Genomic DNA, 16,303 nt, shown 5'->3' with positions numbered 1-16,303 from the left:
GATTACATTGCGGCTTGTGTACCTATATCTGCACCTAAAATTTGTGCAATACCACTAGGCGCATTGATGATTGCAAAGATCGCACCCACAAATGCGATTCCTTTTTCAAAACCGCCCCAATCTGCCGGTAGTTTTGTCGCAAACAACATTGCAATCCACATCGTTACCACCTGAAAGAAGATAGCCAGATAATCGGAAAAACATAATTTGAACCATGTATTCGTCCCCTGATCATCCGGATCGACCAGACCTGATACCGCATATGGTGCAAGTACCATTTTTAATAATAATGAGATCATGCGGATGATCACCTGGATTGCCACGTTCAGAAATGTGTATGCACAGATTCCAGCCAACACCAAAACAAGTACAATTCCTTCCGTCTTTTTGAAATAGACATACTCCCCTCTGCTTTTATCGTTGATTGTCTTTTCGGTAACTGTCTTTAATGTTGCTTTTTCACCGGTAGAACTGCTATTGCCAATAAACTCGGCATTTCCTGCTTCGATGATCACATCACTCGGTAGTATTTCTCCGATTGAGATCATCTTTGGGAAAGTCTTGGCTGATTCAGCCGCAAAATCATTTAATCTTGGCATCATAAATGGAATGAATGACAGTATGACCAATGCTACAATGATCCGTCGTGCTAGTTCCATTCCATCCAATTTGTCCAATTTGTTTTCGCCCCATATTCCTTGTACAAACATTGCTGCGATACGAAACATCATAAAGAAACCTACCGCACTGATTATGATGATGTAGAAACTCTTGATAAATGGAAACTGATTGATATTCAAACTAAAAAATTTCATGATGATCTTATAAATGTAATCCGTTATCTCAAGAGCCAAACTTGTAAATATCCATAATACGGATCGAAAGATACCCATATCTTCTTCCTCCCTTCTTTTCCCTTATCATTTCTCATTCGGTAACAATGGATACGATCTTCAGAATAGTATTGATCGATACCGCCACGATCGCTACGGTCACGCCTTTTGAAACGGTCGACCAATAGGATGGAACCTGTTCTCCCTGTGCGTCCTTCTTAAACCAATCTACCGCTTTGAGCAATAAATAAATGACCAATGCCAACGGAATGATGCCATACATGATTCTTGTTGCCGGTGCTAAATAACTGTTGAACCAATTCCACCACTCTGCTTCATTGACTCCGTCCGCATGTGTCTGCAGTGTCATTAATTCCATCATGCATACAAGTATTGTTGTCTTAATAATCATCTTTGTTCTATTTATTTTTTTCATCTTACTTTTCTCTCCTTGATACGTACGTATCTTTCTACATAAGTTTTGATTTTTATCCATTCGTACCGATTGAAGATCTTTTTTTCCATATCCAATACGAAGGTCGTTGTTTTATTGTTGATCTGTATTTTCAATCCATCCGTTTCTTCCTGCACATCTCTTTTCAACACAATAAAAAACAGCCCTTTCATTGAGCTATCATCCGGAAAATAGATATGATATTCATCATCAACTTTTTTGTATCGAAAATATTTATCTGGCAGATATGTCCCTATCAGATCATACATAACTATCACCTTGTAATGTCATACCGCTAAAGACCATATCTGGCATCGTTATATCAACGATCATCTGTGGCTTGTCCAACATGAATGGATCGATGTAATAAATATTCTTGTTGTTGTCATCCTGTCGAAAAGAGTAATTCATCAAAAACTTCCAGCATAACGCATTGGCACCAACATTTTCATATTCGATCAAATTTTCTTTGACTAGATGCTTTATCGCCGTTGCTAGGATCTCAAATATTTCGACCGGCAAAGCACCTAATGATTTATGAATGATCAGTAACGCCGCAATCGTACATTTGTAATTCATTCTCTCTTCCAAGACTTTATTTTCCATTCGTCTCTCCTTTCCTTTGGGGGCGAAACGCCCCCAGCCTTCTAGTACGTTAATTTATACCCTTTATATAGCCCATCATCACCCATGATTGGTTCACATGAATACGCTCCAAAAGCTGAACCAGCAGCAATGCACGCACTGTATCCAGAATCCAAGTTATACCCATCCGAGAACATAAAATACTGTGTTCCATGAGACGTGCTTGTGCTTGGGGGCGTTTCGCCCCCAGAAGTATTTCCACCACCTCCACTTGGTTGATAGATAACGATCGTCTCTGGTGTAGGTGTAGGTTCTGGGTCTTTGTAATGTACACTTAAAATGCTCTGTGACTCATTTCCAGCCTTGTCTTTAGCGCTGTATGTAATCATTTGGTCATTTATACTCTCATCTGGATTTGTCCACGTAACGTTATCTGTAACGTCTCCATCAACATCATCCATAGCACTAGATAGATAAGCCTTACCATGAAAGGTATCCTTCGTTCGAGTGAGCGTTACATCTTTTGTGTTTAATGTGATCGTTGGTGCTGTCTTATCTTGTATTTTGATTGTTAGCTCCTTAGATATGCTCTTCAGTTGATTTTTAAGAGTGTAGATGACCTTGATTTCACCAATCTGTTTTGTTTCAACAGCTTCCGGAAGTATCAACTGTATACCATCTGCTTTTGTATAATCTTCGATATAATCTATAGGATTAAATACTTCTCCATATTTCAATTCAATATGATCGGATTTTAATTTGATCTCCATCGGCTGATTAAAAAGCATAAAGTATTTTTTGCCGAAATAACCGATTGCAACTCCGCCTACGATTACAACAACAATTAACAAGACCATAAATAGATTTTTCAGTTGTTTCGCATGCAGTTTAGATATTGCCTGCTCATCGATCACGTTTGCATTTTCGATCTTGATTCTGGCATGGTTCATCGCTTCATAATTGATTCCTGGATCCAAGAATACGCTCATTTCTTTTGCGCTAAGTCCATGTTCCAACCCAAGCCGTATCTCCTGCATCTGCATGTGATCATATTCTGGTCTTGCATATACATCTACCTGATCGGTAGTTAATGTTTTTAAACCTTCTCTGACCTCCGCCATTTGGAAACCGTTTAACCCCCTGCTTTCAACTTCCTTTAAATAATTCATCCTTTATCACCCCCTTTCTCTTTTTGGATTTTTATCTCTAGGACATTTCACGGTGTAACGATGGCACCGTACCCAGACTACAGTTTCCTACCTTTGGATTGTACGTTTTGAATTGGATTACCAATTTCAACATGTACTGTCACCACCTGTGACTTGGAAAAACGCAAGCAAGTGGCAGCCATCTTATTGCGATCCAAATTTGCTAAAAATTTATTGTTCATCCCCTGCAAATTATGAAATTGATATTCTTTAATTACTGCTGCATCCTGGTAATATGTGATCTTTGCTTTTTCCAGGTTTGCTTCTACGGAATAATTTCCTCCGTCCCGGGTACTGAACTTATTAATCAGCACATGTTTCATATCTGAAAAATCAGTCTGATGTTTCTGGGTTTTACGATACCTTTTGATCAATCTTTTCGCTTTCTCCAAATCCTGCTGCCTGCTTTCTTCTGCCTGAATATATGGCTTTATTCCAAGTTCCGCATGATAATTCTTCAGCGTGCAGCGATGATCAAGCCAGGCATCATCTTTTGTTAGTTGGATACCTTTTTCTTTCTCTTCCTGAATGGCTTTATATTGTGAAATCGTATACATCGCCATTGCGTGTATCCGGGAATATTTATTTTTTACATTTTCTGCCACTTCATAAGGATGTAATTGTATTTCCTTTGCCATTGTATTTAGTTCTCTGTTACGCAACAGCAGCATCGTCGTACAATCGATCCCATGGTTCTCCTTTGTTGGATCGGGATGATCGATTGCGACACTATATCTTTTGGGACAATTACTCCTAAGCGGCAACAGTACATGATAACCGTCATATTTCAAACCCAGAAAATATGGTCGTATCTTTTTTTTATGCAAACCACGATCCAGACTCCTGTCGATGCTGTCCCTCAATTTAGTTGAGATCGTATAAAATTTAAAACTCATATATGTTCCTTTCAGACATGAAAAAAACCGATCAGATAAATTCCAATCGGTTTCTCCTTCGTCAAATATAATGAATAGATCGCCTATAGTTTTTGTTTGCGTTTGCCATCGTCTGATTTATCCGGTAATCAGTATTTTGATGGTAACCAGCTGTATGTCTTCGGACGTTCGGACACAAATTGAATGAAACATCGCCTATAGTTTTTGTTTGCCTTTACTTTAGATAAGTTCCGGATATATAAGAAATTTAGAAAGTGCTAAAGCAACCGGCTGTATGTCTTCGGACGTTCGGACACAAATTCAGTGTTATGTATATCTAACACCGTCGCCATATTTGACATAGAAATAATATCATATTTACTGCTTTTCAACAATATTACTTCTCATACAGTGCAGCCTTTTCGGCTTCAATATCCTGCCACATTTGACTTCCATCCACATGAAGATCCATAAACAGTTCATCCGTTGGAAGAATCTTTTCATTGGTTTCTCTATCGGTTAATTCGACCGTAAACCTGACACCGTCAGAATAATCGATTACATGAGATATGATCGCTTTGGATTTAGGAGCGATCAGAAGCTGATATCTGTCATCCGGAACAGGAACTTCTTTTCCTTTCTGATCGATGAGCGTGATATTTTTGACTTCTCCGATCAACTCCTGATCCGTTTTATTTTCAACCACCGTATATAAAAAACTCGTATGATACGTGACCATAGCTGCCCCGATCGCTACATTGGATTCATCATACACTTCCTGTGATTCAAAAGCAGCTTCCGCATCCATCTTTTCATAGTCGCTCGTCCGTATAAACAGCGTCTCACTACGATGCAGCAGCTCTGATGTTTTTGCATTGTAAATGTTAAAAACAACTCCTATTCTTCCGACATTTAAGATCCCTATATCTTCCAGTTCTTCTTCAAGAAATGCCATAACTTTAGCAGATCCTTCTTCTCCGGAGGAAACATATGTACTTGCTGAATCTTTGAGAAAGTCGTTCACTGTATATCCATTGATTGATATGGAGGATGGTTCTACCCGTATATCATACTTTGATTTATTTTCAATCTTCACCTTAAAACCCTGATATACTTTGCTGAAATCGACTTTATGCCATTCATGAGTGTCCGTTTCATCATATCCAAGGGTAGTAACTTTAATGCCCTTCCAATTTACAAGAACCCGGTCTTTCTTGATACTGAATGGTTCACCGGCAATCGATTCAACCGGATCAGTGTCTTCTGTCACGACCTTTGAACCGGTACATCCAACAAGCAAAAACCTGTCAGTGCAATCAATAATACCTTCTTTAGTTTCATACGCTTATTCCCCTTCCCTGTACCTCCGATTTCACTTGAATATTTACCGGTTCTGCAATGGTATCACTGTGTAATGCGTTCTTCATGATAAATTCATCATTAAACAACTCAACCTGTTTATCCTGCTGTCGCCGGTTATATTCGCTCAATGACAAATAACCGCCATGCAGATCCAGAAAATCCGTAGCAGTCTGTGCAAGTTTCACAGCGTCTTCAAGACACTTCGGATTCTTTTTGATTTCCTCTGCCCAACTTTTGACATAACGCATATGATTTTCTGCATTTTCCTTGAGATACTTATCAATGCTTTGTTCATCACCTGCAAGCCTTGATGCGGTAAAGCAGCTTGTCATCTCCGCAACCAGTTCCTCAAATGCATAATCTGCATCTCCGAAAGATTTTCCCTTTGTCCTGTTCAGACGATGCGCTGCCCCGGTTGCGTGTCCCAATTCATGAAGTGCCGTGGCGTTGTATGCATACTCACTGAAAAACATCTTCTTTTCCGGAAGATGTACCGCATCACTTTTACGATTGTAAAATGCTCCTCCGTCATTCAGAATAGGAACTTTCATTTTCTCGGAGATCTTTGTCACGTACTCATTCTGATTAATTTGTTGTTCTTGTTCTTTTTGAACCAGCTCCGGAAGTCCTGTACACTGCTCCGCATTGAATACATTGGAATATCTTACGACCGGCGCAAAATCCTTCTCTTCTCTGCCTTCCTCCTTGATCAATCTTGCCGCTTCTTGAAAGGTAATAAATTTATTTTTATCACCGTGTTTTTTGGTAAGATCCGAAAGCATCCAATACTGGATCTGTGATGACTTTTCTCCCTTTTTTATCCTTGCATCATCAAATTTATTCAATCCGTGAAATGTGATCCAGCGTGGGTCTTTATATCCTTTATCTATGGCGATCAGTGAGAGCATAAATGCGTTAATTCCTCTGTACCCATTACCGGTGATCATGCTGACAGGTTCATCTATGGAGATCCATTCTTTCATCCAGTCCATTGAATGAACGGGATTATCCGCATCCAACAGTTTCAAGAACTTATCTGCAACAAGTTTTCTGTATTCATCGACTTTATCCTGCACGCTCTTTTTAGGTTTTGTATCTTTTGTGTCATCTGATTTTATCTGACCTGCTTCCGTATCATTTGCATGCATGATATTTTCTTCGACATGATAGTTTTCTGTTTCTTCAGCAACACCCGCAACATCGATCTTATCCAGCACGATACGTGGTGTTTCCAGGATTTCACCTTTTTGTGATCTATACGAAAAATAATCATTTGCGTTATTGGCGACGATCACATGATCCAAAATATTGATACCCATGATTTGTCCCACATATGCAGCTCTAGCTGTAATAATATCATCTGTTCTACTTGGCACAAGACTTCCTGAAGGGTGATTATGGAACAGCATGATAGAGGTAGCATTATTTAGAATTGCCGTTTTATACATGTTCTGTATTGGTGCAAGCGACCTATTTACATCACCAATCGATACAACATGATAGGACAACGGTCTATTCTGTGTATCCAGATTGACCACGACAAGTTTTTCTCTATCAAGATTGTTTAGGTATCCTTGCATCAATCCAATCACAGCATCCGGAGAATCGATTATCTCATTACTAAGTAAACTTTCACCATCTTCCGGTTTTAAACGTACCTTGATTTCTTTCAGTTCATATAGTTTATGTTTATCTGGAACGTTGTATGTATATGTCTTCCCTGTATCCGTCATATTATTATGCTCCGCTGTTTAAAATAACGGTGATCATTTCACCGTCGTTCATTTCATTGATCTTATTTTTAATTTGATTTCCGGTAAATTCCCCATTCATTTCTGCGCACATCTCTTGCATTTCTTCTTCAGAAAAGCCCTCTTGACTATCCTCAATCATTTTGATCAGTTCTTTATCCATTTATAATTTCCTACCTTTCCTTTCTTCTTCAGTATTTTCTTCCATTACAGATTGATTTGGAACGATACTGGGAGATTCTTCCAGATTTCGTAAGTGATCCATATACATACTTGCATCAAGCATCAAGTTTTTGAACTCAGCTCCATTGATCACCTTCTTATCAATGATATTGCCTAATTTACCGTTTTCTTTGGAATATTGATATTCGGTAAATTGAAATTTTTGATAATGATTGACTTCATAGGCATTTGCTTCTGCATTCCATTTCATAATCTTCTTTGGCACCCATAATCCATCCATATCTGATTTCATAACTGCTTTTGGTATTTTGATGAAATATGCCTTTTCCGTTTCATGATTGACTAAATCATCGTCCACTAAAGTTTTTAGCTGTTTTCCTTGATCCTGTTGCAATGTGTTCGTAGCTTTTTCTATCATTTTATCTGATACCCATTGCATTGACGATTGCAATGTTGATATACGATAGCCAATATTTTCTAAAACATCTTGCAGTTCCTCATCAAGAAATTCTGAATATGTCCATCTAAGTTCGGAAACGGCTTTAGCGGCATTTTCCAAACAGTTTGCTTCTACTATGGAATGGGCTACCGCTTTGGCAAATTTCTGATGATTGAACTGCTGTTTTTCTTCTGCATTCTCTGGGGGCGTTTCGCCCCCAGAAAGTTTTTTTGCATCATACTGATTCTTAATTTCTTCCACCATTGTATTAACAGCGATTCTTTTATCCGTCTGATCTAGTATTTCTTCATAACTGACCAACTTTTTATCATTGAGTGATCTTGCATATTCTTCTGCGTCATTCTTATTTGTAAAAATATCATCCTGTATCGGTCTTAATACACCATCTTTGATATGGACGATCCTGTAATAATTATTGATCATCCCGACCGTGCCATCTTGATTAACAATATCCTTTGTCATACTGATGTCTTGCTTAAATTCCATATCTTCAAAATCTTCCGTTGATTCGATTGCTATCTTTTCCATGATCATTTACACCTCCTTTCCTTATGACAGTTTTACTAAGAAATCGCTACTGTAGGCGTACCTTAGTGAACGCCACTAATCATTTCGTTACTATATCGATTATTCTTCAAAACCAAACGGTGCTTCAGATTCAAATCCTATATCGACTGATTCTACAGTTGCTTTCTTCTGTAAATGGCAATCATCCACGTATACTTCCGTTACGTATATCTTCTTGCCGTCCTTCTCATAGCTTCTCACATGTAGTTGCCCTTCCAGTTCAATACGTGATCCCTTTTTTCCATAGTTTCCAAGGTAATCGGCTTGTACGCCCCATGCAACACAATTGATGAAATCTGCAGTATCTTCTTTAGATCGTGTACGATGAACCGCAACTGTAAAACTCGTAACGTGTTTACTATCTTTTCCTTCCGTTACTTTTACCTCAACGTCTTTCACTAAATTTCCTGATAAAATGACTCTGTTGTTCCACATATTTGTTCTCCTCTCTTTACAACATTTCTTCTAATCTTAAAAAACTTGGGGGCGTTTCGCCCCCAGCATTTTTATGTCTTTACTTCATCAATTCCTTCTTCTTAAGAAATAAGAACACTGCTGCACCCAAGCTACCAATCAACATACATGCAAACAATGCTGCATTGAATGTATCACCTGTTTTAACTGCTGGTAAAGCTGTATCGTTAACTACTACCTGTACAGCGTTATTCACTGCAAAATCATAATCTTCACTCAATACAACTTGATGATGTTCATTATTGATTCGGTAACCTTCAGGTGCTGCTGTTTCCTGCACATAGTAACCACCCAAGTCATCGGCGAACTCTACAGCCCAAGTGATAACTCCTTCACCATCAGTGATGCCTTTGCACTCCTTACCGTCCTTATCTAAAGCAACCGTGCCATCCGCTTTAAATAACGTCAATTCAGCACCCTTTAATTTCTTTGAGTTATCCATAGCATCTACCTTGATTGCACTCACGTAGAACACTTTACGTGTATCTACAGCCATCACAACTTGTTCATGTTGTCTTGTACCTGTTACTTCAAATTCGATATCTTCAAATTTTTCAAAACCAAATGGTGCTTCAGATTCTCTAAGGATATATTTTTTTCCACCTTCGACATATTTGCTGATATCTACCGGTTTATTTCCTGTTGTATATGCAAATACAATATTACCGGTATCTTTTTCAATTACTTGGAGAATGGCACCTGAAACATTGTTTCCATGATCATCTACTTTAGCTACGTCAATGACGATCTTTGCATCTTCATAATCGATGCCAACAATTGTTTTATTATCTTTGATTTCAAATGCTTTTGGATCAGTATTCAGATAATATCCTTCAGGGGCTTTGGTTTCTACAAGTTCATATTTTCCAGCCGGAAGGAAACTATCGTTTGATTTCCAGTATCCGTTAGCATCTGTTGTGATTGTATATGGTAAACTTTCACCAGCAGCTGCTGTAGCTACAACATCTCCATTTTTATCTCGAGCAACTACATCATAGTTATTCTTATTAACAATCTGGAATGTTGCAGTACCTACATTTTCATTTGTATCTGCATCTTTCTTTTGAATCTCCAACCCACCACGTACAACACCTTCAACTACGGTATATTCATTACCACTCCGAATTCTACCAATACCATTCATGTCCACAATATTAAACAGAGCTTTACCGTCTGTTATTACTGCTCCACCGATACTCAAAGTCTTATTATTGAGTGTATAACCGGCTGGAGCCTTGGTTTCCTCAACTGTAATTGTTCCAAGAGGAATAGTTGCTTTACCTTCGCTTTCATATAAAGGATCTCCCGAAACCAAGAAATCTTTATCAAGTATAGTTCTATACTTTCCTGTTTGAGTTTTAACAGTTTTAATTACCCATGTTCTTGTAGGCTTTGCAGGAAGGTTATTCATTGTGTATTGCCCGTCATAATACTTAACTGTAAATTCAGCGTCTGCCAAACTTGCAGGATTTTCCACAACTGTTCCATCCTCGGTTATTTTATTTAAAGTTATAACCAGCGGATCGTTCATTGGCTGATCAACCGAGTCGATCGTCCAGCTGTCCCCATCGTACTCAACCGGATATACCTTCGGATCCAGTGCAAATCCCTTCGGAGCTTTGATTTCCTTGACATACACCTTTGTAGCAGTAGGTCCAATTTCAAACTCTTCTGACTTACCTTTTCCTTCAGCGTCTGTTGTGATCTCAGTGATCTTATCCGTTGCGTTGGCATCTCTGTAAACGCCATATACAGCACCGCTTAAATCACTTGCATAGCAGCTGTTTCCTTTTGTCAGTGCCGGATTACCGTTTTTCTTCTGCACTGCCACATACATCATCTTCTTACGTGGAGCGGTCTGAATTGTCCAGTCGGCACCGCAGTTCTGATACGGAACTGTTCCCAGTTGAGCATTCCATCCTGTCGCTTCTTGTCCTGTATAAGGATTTAAGTATCTCGGTACATCAATATGGATCGTTACTCTTCCGTCAGGCTGTACTGCTGTTACTGTCGCATTGTACGGATAATAGGTCTTTGGATTACCGGGCAGTTCATAGTCTGTTCTGTATGTCAGACCGATATATCCCGGCTCTAAGCAGTAAACCGCCAGGTTGTTTAAGATCTGGCCGGCTGCCCCGCCAAGCAATCCGTCAATGTAGTCGATATAGAAAGTCTCATTTCCTATATCCGGATTGGTATTGGACGTTCCCAGTGTTCCAGAGAAGGTATCACCTACCTCCAGTGTGTCCAGACTGGCAGTGCTGCGTCTTCTTCTGCCTGAGCGCCGTTGTGCCTGCAGTCCCTGTCCAACGGAGATATACGCATCACCCGGCTGCACGGTATAGATGACATCTTCATTAAAATGACTTTCTGTCGTGCCGTCATTTCTCCAGACAACAAAGTATGATGCATTCGCTGCTGTAACCTCTAAACTGTCTGTTTCAACGTAGCTGATCGTATAGCGTGCAGAATCTCCTCCGACATACGCTTCCGTTTCACCGTTCTTTGATACAAAGACCGTATCATTTCCGGCAACATCCATGATCAGACTGTTTGTGTCTGTCACAGTTTCACCCGGCTGTTCTGCCGGTGTTTCCTGCCCCTCTTCAGCAGTCTCTTCCGAAACGGCTTCCGGCTGTGTTTTGGATGTTTCCAGATTCAGTTCCGTCTTTTCAACATCCGGACTTGTTTCACTGACTTCTTTTGTATCAACATCTATTGATTCTGTTGTTTCCCCTTCTGCATATGCAGTCAAAGGGAAGGAAGAAAAAGCCATCAAGGCACTGAGTGCGATGGTGGCCGTTTTCTTCAATGAACTTTTCAAATTCATAAATCCTCCTTTAAGATCTTAAATACTCTGCATTGTATGAAGCTTGTCGTGTGCTGCAATATATCTCATCACCCGCTTTTAGCAGAGTTTTCAAAACGGGCAATGTTATTTTTGTTCTTCCCAAAAGAAAAAGACGATAGATCAACGTCTACCGTCTTCTTTCGGAAAGGGAATTTTTATATGTTTTTGATTTTATCTGTATCCGACTACCACCTGCTCGTCCCAGGCAGCCTGATCGACTACCCAGACCTGCTGGGTAACAGCGTCATGGTGGATAGAACTGGTCTGGACTTGTTCCGTTTGTACAGAATATGAAACATCATTTTCATCACAATATTCCATTAAAGCCCATTTATCATCAAATCTAACACCATCACTTGTCAAATAATATGAACGAGGTTCATACACCGGTTCATCCCAGGCTTCAGACACGACTTGTGTTTCGTAATGCCCCACCTCATCGTGATGTACCGTTTCATAGATCGGTTGTGGTTCTGGTTGAGATGGAGTTGTATTCGTAGTTGGAGTATTTATTACTGAAGAATTGTTGTTATTGTTCTGTACCTCAGTACTAGTTGTATCTGTAGTTGGTGTAACAGACGTTTCGGATGTAGTGGAAGTATCTTCTTTCTTATCTTCCTTCTTACCAGTGTCATCCTTCTTCTTATCATCTTTCTTAGAAGTTTGATTCTTTTTATTGTCATTCTTCTTAGATGATTCCTTGGATGAAGAAGTTTCAGTGCTAGTTTCGTGCTTTGCTGAATTGTTGGTTTTTGGCTTTGGTAAAACATGCAGAACTGCAAATAGTACCACTGCAACTATCAATATAGCAGCAATGATTTTGACTGACTTCTTTTGTCGATCATTTAATCTGTTGAATAAGTTTTTCATTTGTTCTCTCCTTTGGGGGCTTGCTATGCACGCCTACGGTGTCGCCCCTCAAACTTTTCAAGATAAGAAAAAGAGGAAAATTCAAGTTTACTAAACTGTAAGAACTTTCCTCTTTCTTATACTTTTATCAAGTATAGATATTTTAGTACCCTCTTTTGTTTCCATTCAAGGGGTGCTTTAGGAAACAAAAACGTCATTTTTTGAAAAGTCCTTTATTTATGCGATTTTTTTAATGTCATATATCTCTTATCTTACCGAAAGTTATAAACCATTTACTAAATAATGCAAATAAAACTACTCTTTTTACTGTCTTGAAATAGAATATTTCTTTCGTTATTGCGTTTTATATTCCATATATCCATCATTTTTGATTTCTGCCTCAATGGACTCCAAGTTATCCCATGTACTATATGAATGCATCTTGCCGGAATTCTTGTCTTTCAGAATTACCTTGTTGTCAACAACATCCACTCCTTCATAACCAAAATATGTGTAATATGTTTTCTCACTGGATTCTAAATATCTAAACTTCGTTTCAAACACTTTGGTGATTTTATAAACCGTTCTGACATTTATATATCCGCCCAGATCATCATCTACATAAGCTGCTTTATATGGTGCCTTGTATTCCAAATAATCTTTTTGTTTCTCAACTGTATACGTAGTGGTTCCTAAATCAGTATCGCTGTTCTGTGTTTCCGTTTGCATGTAGGTATTTACTTTGTCATACAACTCATCTAACCCACTGATCATTGATACTTCCGGTAATCCTGTCACTTTCTTTTTATATTCACTGATATTGTCCTGAATAACTTTTCCTTTTTTAGCAAGTTCTTCGATTGCCGAATCTTTGATCTTTATTTTGATTTCAGAATCATTCGTTATGGTATCGTTGATCTTTGTATTAATGTCATAGATAGTATCATCAAACTCAACTCTTCCAAAATGGTTGTATCCGATAAAAGTAATCGGATATTCCTTTTCAAGATCATCGGTTGTGATCTTCTCGGTTTCCTGAAGTCCTTTTACCTCATACTCTTTTGTTTCCTTTGCAAACGGGCATTTTTCACCGCTGCACGTCACGGTAAAGATGATCTTATCTCCATTCTTCAAATGATCTGTTTTATCAAAACTGTAACTTACTCTCTGTTTTTCTTGTTCAGCCTTTAAATACTTCGGAACTGCGTTAAGCAGACCATCCAAACCTTTTTCCGCATCCTTGATATCCTTTTCCGTAAGACCCGCTTCTTTATACATTACTTCGGTGACTGTTTTATCTAATTCACCATGATTGAATTCAACTTCACCGTATCCATCATATCCTTTGAAATCTATCTTCAGCATGTCTGATAGTTTCTTAGGTTGTGATCCAAAATAGACCGCAATGATTATGCTCAATAAAAGCAGTATTGCGATACCGCCAGCAATTTTCTTATGCTGCATGACCATATTTTTTACTTTATTGATTAGGTCATTTCCTTTATTGTCAGTTTCTGACTGTTCAAGTGTTTTCTCTTTACCTTCCTTTAGATTGCCTGCTTCCTGCGGTCTATCATTCTCTTCCGTCATAACTTTCGGCATTATTGTTTTATTTAAGTTTTTTTCATTCATATTTTTATCCCCTTTTTATAATACGAATTCTGCATCAGCAAAAAACACGCCATGTATTAAAAATATTATAACAATTTCTTAGTTAATTATATCAACATTGAAAATTCGTCATCCAACACCGGATATTTACACCCTTTCTTCTGGGGGCGTTTCGCCCCCAAACATTAATTCCTTTTTCTACCTACCAACTCATCCAATGTTACATCTAATGCATCCGCAATCTTTATAAGTGTACTTATGCGTAGATCTGTATGCTTTCCTTTTTCAAATTCAGATAAGGTCGATTCAAGCACACCTGATCTTTTATGTATTTCATAATTGTTTATTCCTTTTTCTTTCTTTATCCGCTTAAAGCTTTCTGTATTCATTGGTTCCCTTTCTAACTTCATATTTATGAAGTATAATTTGATTACATATCTCGGAGGTTTTATTTATGGATTTTCTCTTCAATTTAATATCCTTACTTGCAAATCTGTTTTCTATTGAAGACCACTTCAAAAAAGATAATGATGCCAAAACCGTTATAAATAATAACTATAATTTCTATGTTAATAATTCCTCCTCAAACATCGATCCAATATCAAGAAACATAAATATGTCTGACAGATCATCATTGTTGTTATTATTTTTCGTTTTAGTGTTTACTCTCATTGTTCAACTTCTGCTTACAAAAATACTTAATCTCATATATCCGAATTTAACATGGCTCCGACGCTTTGAAAAAGGAACAATTTTGCTTAACATCATTCTGGCACTTTTAGTAATCACAATCCTTGTTATCCGCATAATACATTTCAAAAAAAGAAATTTTTCTCTACGAAAAGTATTTGCATATAATATTCCTTTCCTTAGCACTTTGTTCTTTTTTGTATCATCATTCGCATATGAATCATCAATTCCCAGTAGTCAAATTTTCTCGACAGTATCCTTTCTGCCACTTTTCCTTATATCTCCAATCATTATTATTTTCTTTTTCTCGTATTGCATTTATAATCACGCAGTTTGTACATATAGTAATTTACCAAATCAATTAAAGAAAATTTACAAAGTGTATTTTATGTTTTGCTTATCCCCGATCCTTGTCTTGCTCTTTGCAGCACTTCCATCTGTTTTCCAGTTTCTTCTCCCATTTTAAAAACAATAGTTTTAATGCATAGCAGATACAGTATGTTGGTATCAAAAATATCGAGCCTGTATAACAAATGATATTTGCTATATATTCTCCTTCCTTTCCAAATGTATATTTAATAATCTGCATATCAATATTCATAAATAATAGATAGATTATTGATAATTTTGTTATTCCAATAAAAATTTCTGCAACTTTATCATTTGTATCAGTAATTTTTGGTGCAGCGATTGCAAAATGTAATGTAACAAGTAAGCCAAGTAATATTATTTTCACATCCTTATCCTTTCTTCTGGGGGCGTTTCGCCCCCATACCTATTGTTTCTTCCTACCAACCAATTCATCTAGTGATACACCCAATGCATCCGCTATTTTTATGAGTGTACTAATTCTGGGATCAGACGTTACGCCTGTTTCAATTTCTGAAAGCCTTCCAGTACCTAGACCTGTCATTTTCGACAGTACTGCTAAAGTAAGATGCTTCTGTTCTCTATATTCTAGTAACTCTATTTTCATAATATTTCTATTTTCTTCATATCTCCATAATCACCTTTGAGGATAATTTTCACAAAATTCAAAAATTAAAGGATACACTTTCATAAATAAAATCGTCATTACAATCGCATATATAACCATAGTTACAGTAACCAAAAGCAAACGAGATATATATACTTTCTTGTCATCACACATTATTCGTAGTAGAGCTACTGCACTAAAAATATATAAACTTGCCAAAACAAAACATTTCATATATAGATCAGATATCACTAACCAAAATGCCAGACTCAATATCAGCAACAATGTATTTAAAAGTAAATATCTTGTATAGAATTTTTCTTTCATCTTATTCCTTTCTCTGGGGGGGCGAAACGCCCCCCCAGACATTATCTTCCTTTTCTTCCCACCAATTCATCTAGTGTTACATCTAGTGCATCTGCCAATTTTATAAGAGTATCCATAGTTGGATTATTTCGTTTTCCTGTAGCCAGATCGTATAGTCTTCCTGTACTGATTCTTGTTAGTTCAGATAGCTTTGCAAAAGTGTATCCTTTTTCTTTTCTTAATTGTTCAATTTTATTTGATAACATAT

General features: G+C 37.7%; 18 protein-coding genes. All 18 read right to left on the bottom strand.

Features of this window, described 5'->3' with window-relative positions:
• Positions 1-2: 2 nt before the first annotated feature.
• The 18 genes from RGT18_RS11755 to RGT18_RS11670 all read right to left on the bottom strand — a co-directional run bounded on the left by RGT18_RS11755 (position 3) and on the right by RGT18_RS11670 (position 16,301).
• A complete protein-coding gene (locus tag RGT18_RS11755; RefSeq protein WP_028078665.1) occupies positions 3-893 on the bottom strand; it encodes a conjugal transfer protein TrbL family protein in 891 nt (296 codons plus the stop codon).
• 34 nt (positions 894-927) lie between these two features.
• Positions 928-1,269, bottom strand: coding sequence for a hypothetical protein (locus tag RGT18_RS11750; protein WP_028078664.1), 342 nt, complete (start codon positions 1,267-1,269; stop codon positions 928-930).
• Entirely contained in the window at positions 1,266-1,556 is a 291-nt protein-coding gene (locus RGT18_RS11745; RefSeq protein WP_028078663.1) for a hypothetical protein, read from the bottom strand. Before RGT18_RS11745 ends, RGT18_RS11750 begins: the two co-directional genes overlap by 4 nt.
• Positions 1,549-1,893 carry a hypothetical protein gene (locus tag RGT18_RS11740; RefSeq protein WP_028078662.1) on the bottom strand — a complete coding sequence of 115 codons (345 nt, stop codon included), beginning with the start codon at positions 1,891-1,893 and terminating at the stop codon, positions 1,549-1,551. Before RGT18_RS11740 ends, RGT18_RS11745 begins: the two co-directional genes overlap by 8 nt.
• A gap of 41 nt (positions 1,894-1,934) precedes the next feature.
• Positions 1,935-3,041, bottom strand: coding sequence for a hypothetical protein (locus tag RGT18_RS11735; RefSeq protein ID WP_028078661.1), 1,107 nt, complete (start codon positions 3,039-3,041; stop codon positions 1,935-1,937).
• A gap of 77 nt (positions 3,042-3,118) precedes the next feature.
• Complete coding sequence (locus tag RGT18_RS11730) at positions 3,119-3,976, bottom strand: hypothetical protein (RefSeq protein ID WP_028078660.1); 858 nt, start codon at positions 3,974-3,976, stop codon at positions 3,119-3,121.
• Between the two features lie 376 nt (positions 3,977-4,352).
• The gene (locus RGT18_RS11725) at positions 4,353-5,255 is read right to left on the bottom strand and encodes a hypothetical protein (protein WP_028078826.1); all 903 of its coding nucleotides are present in this window, start codon (positions 5,253-5,255) and stop codon (positions 4,353-4,355) included.
• 37 nt (positions 5,256-5,292) lie between these two features.
• Positions 5,293-7,050, bottom strand: coding sequence for a JAB domain-containing protein (locus RGT18_RS11720; RefSeq protein ID WP_028078827.1), 1,758 nt, complete (start codon positions 7,048-7,050; stop codon positions 5,293-5,295).
• Between the two features lie 4 nt (positions 7,051-7,054).
• Positions 7,055-7,231, bottom strand: coding sequence for a hypothetical protein (locus tag RGT18_RS11715; protein WP_156022865.1), 177 nt, complete (start codon positions 7,229-7,231; stop codon positions 7,055-7,057).
• On the bottom strand, positions 7,232-8,239 hold the full coding sequence (locus RGT18_RS11710) for a hypothetical protein (protein ID WP_156022866.1): 1,008 nt from the start codon (positions 8,237-8,239) through the stop codon (positions 7,232-7,234).
• 99 nt (positions 8,240-8,338) lie between these two features.
• Entirely contained in the window at positions 8,339-8,713 is a 375-nt protein-coding gene (locus RGT18_RS11705; RefSeq protein WP_051241067.1) for a single-stranded DNA-binding protein, read from the bottom strand.
• A gap of 79 nt (positions 8,714-8,792) precedes the next feature.
• Positions 8,793-11,582: a SpaA isopeptide-forming pilin-related protein gene (locus tag RGT18_RS11700; RefSeq protein ID WP_338175854.1), complete on the bottom strand. Its 2,790-nt coding sequence runs from the start codon at positions 11,580-11,582 to the stop codon at positions 8,793-8,795.
• Positions 11,583-11,774: 192 nt separating this feature from the next.
• The gene (locus tag RGT18_RS11695) at positions 11,775-12,473 is read right to left on the bottom strand and encodes a hypothetical protein (RefSeq protein ID WP_338175856.1); all 699 of its coding nucleotides are present in this window, start codon (positions 12,471-12,473) and stop codon (positions 11,775-11,777) included.
• Positions 12,474-12,806: 333 nt separating this feature from the next.
• Positions 12,807-14,084, bottom strand: coding sequence for a hypothetical protein (locus RGT18_RS11690; protein ID WP_028078891.1), 1,278 nt, complete (start codon positions 14,082-14,084; stop codon positions 12,807-12,809).
• Positions 14,085-14,248: 164 nt separating this feature from the next.
• On the bottom strand, positions 14,249-14,452 hold the full coding sequence (locus RGT18_RS11685; protein WP_051241077.1) for a helix-turn-helix domain-containing protein: 204 nt from the start codon (positions 14,450-14,452) through the stop codon (positions 14,249-14,251).
• Positions 14,453-15,150: 698 nt separating this feature from the next.
• Positions 15,151-15,489, bottom strand: coding sequence for a hypothetical protein (locus tag RGT18_RS11680; protein ID WP_338175859.1), 339 nt, complete (start codon positions 15,487-15,489; stop codon positions 15,151-15,153).
• Positions 15,490-15,528: 39 nt separating this feature from the next.
• Complete coding sequence (locus RGT18_RS11675; RefSeq protein ID WP_338175861.1) at positions 15,529-15,729, bottom strand: helix-turn-helix domain-containing protein; 201 nt, start codon at positions 15,727-15,729, stop codon at positions 15,529-15,531.
• Positions 15,730-16,097: 368 nt separating this feature from the next.
• Positions 16,098-16,301, bottom strand: coding sequence for a helix-turn-helix domain-containing protein (locus RGT18_RS11670; protein WP_028078912.1), 204 nt, complete (start codon positions 16,299-16,301; stop codon positions 16,098-16,100).
• Positions 16,302-16,303: the final 2 nt, after the last annotated feature.

The organism is Solobacterium moorei, from assembly GCF_036323475.1.
GTDB classification, from domain to species: domain Bacteria; phylum Bacillota_I; class Bacilli_A; order Erysipelotrichales; family Erysipelotrichaceae; genus Bulleidia; species Bulleidia moorei.
This window is presented reverse-complemented; position numbering and strand designations above follow the sequence as displayed.

Excerpts from the sequence above, each read along its gene's own strand:
- RGT18_RS11745 (WP_028078663.1), bottom strand. The coding sequence starts at position 1,556 with ATGTATGATCTGATAGGGACATATCTGCCAGATAAATATTTTCGATAC.
- RGT18_RS11730 (WP_028078660.1), bottom strand. The coding sequence starts at position 3,976 with ATGAGTTTTAAATTTTATACGATCTCAACTAAATTGAGGGACAGCATC.
- RGT18_RS11750 (WP_028078664.1), bottom strand. The coding sequence starts at position 1,269 with ATGAAAAAAATAAATAGAACAAAGATGATTATTAAGACAACAATACTT.
- RGT18_RS11690 (WP_028078891.1), bottom strand. The coding sequence starts at position 14,084 with ATGAATGAAAAAAACTTAAATAAAACAATAATGCCGAAAGTTATGACG.
- RGT18_RS11740 (WP_028078662.1), bottom strand. The coding sequence starts at position 1,893 with ATGGAAAATAAAGTCTTGGAAGAGAGAATGAATTACAAATGTACGATT.
- RGT18_RS11695 (WP_338175856.1), bottom strand. The coding sequence starts at position 12,473 with ATGAAAAACTTATTCAACAGATTAAATGATCGACAAAAGAAGTCAGTC.
- RGT18_RS11735 (WP_028078661.1), bottom strand. The coding sequence starts at position 3,041 with ATGAATTATTTAAAGGAAGTTGAAAGCAGGGGGTTAAACGGTTTCCAA.
- RGT18_RS11755 (WP_028078665.1), bottom strand. The coding sequence starts at position 893 with ATGGGTATCTTTCGATCCGTATTATGGATATTTACAAGTTTGGCTCTT.
- RGT18_RS11710 (WP_156022866.1), bottom strand. The coding sequence starts at position 8,239 with ATGGAAAAGATAGCAATCGAATCAACGGAAGATTTTGAAGATATGGAA.
- RGT18_RS11670 (WP_028078912.1), bottom strand. The coding sequence starts at position 16,301 with ATGTTATCAAATAAAATTGAACAATTAAGAAAAGAAAAAGGATACACT.
- RGT18_RS11720 (WP_028078827.1), bottom strand. The coding sequence starts at position 7,050 with ATGACGGATACAGGGAAGACATATACATACAACGTTCCAGATAAACAT.
- RGT18_RS11705 (WP_051241067.1), bottom strand. The coding sequence starts at position 8,713 with ATGTGGAACAACAGAGTCATTTTATCAGGAAATTTAGTGAAAGACGTT.
- RGT18_RS11675 (WP_338175861.1), bottom strand. The coding sequence starts at position 15,729 with ATGAAAATAGAGTTACTAGAATATAGAGAACAGAAGCATCTTACTTTA.
- RGT18_RS11715 (WP_156022865.1), bottom strand. The coding sequence starts at position 7,231 with ATGGATAAAGAACTGATCAAAATGATTGAGGATAGTCAAGAGGGCTTT.
- RGT18_RS11700 (WP_338175854.1), bottom strand. The coding sequence starts at position 11,582 with ATGAATTTGAAAAGTTCATTGAAGAAAACGGCCACCATCGCACTCAGT.
- RGT18_RS11685 (WP_051241077.1), bottom strand. The coding sequence starts at position 14,452 with ATGAATACAGAAAGCTTTAAGCGGATAAAGAAAGAAAAAGGAATAAAC.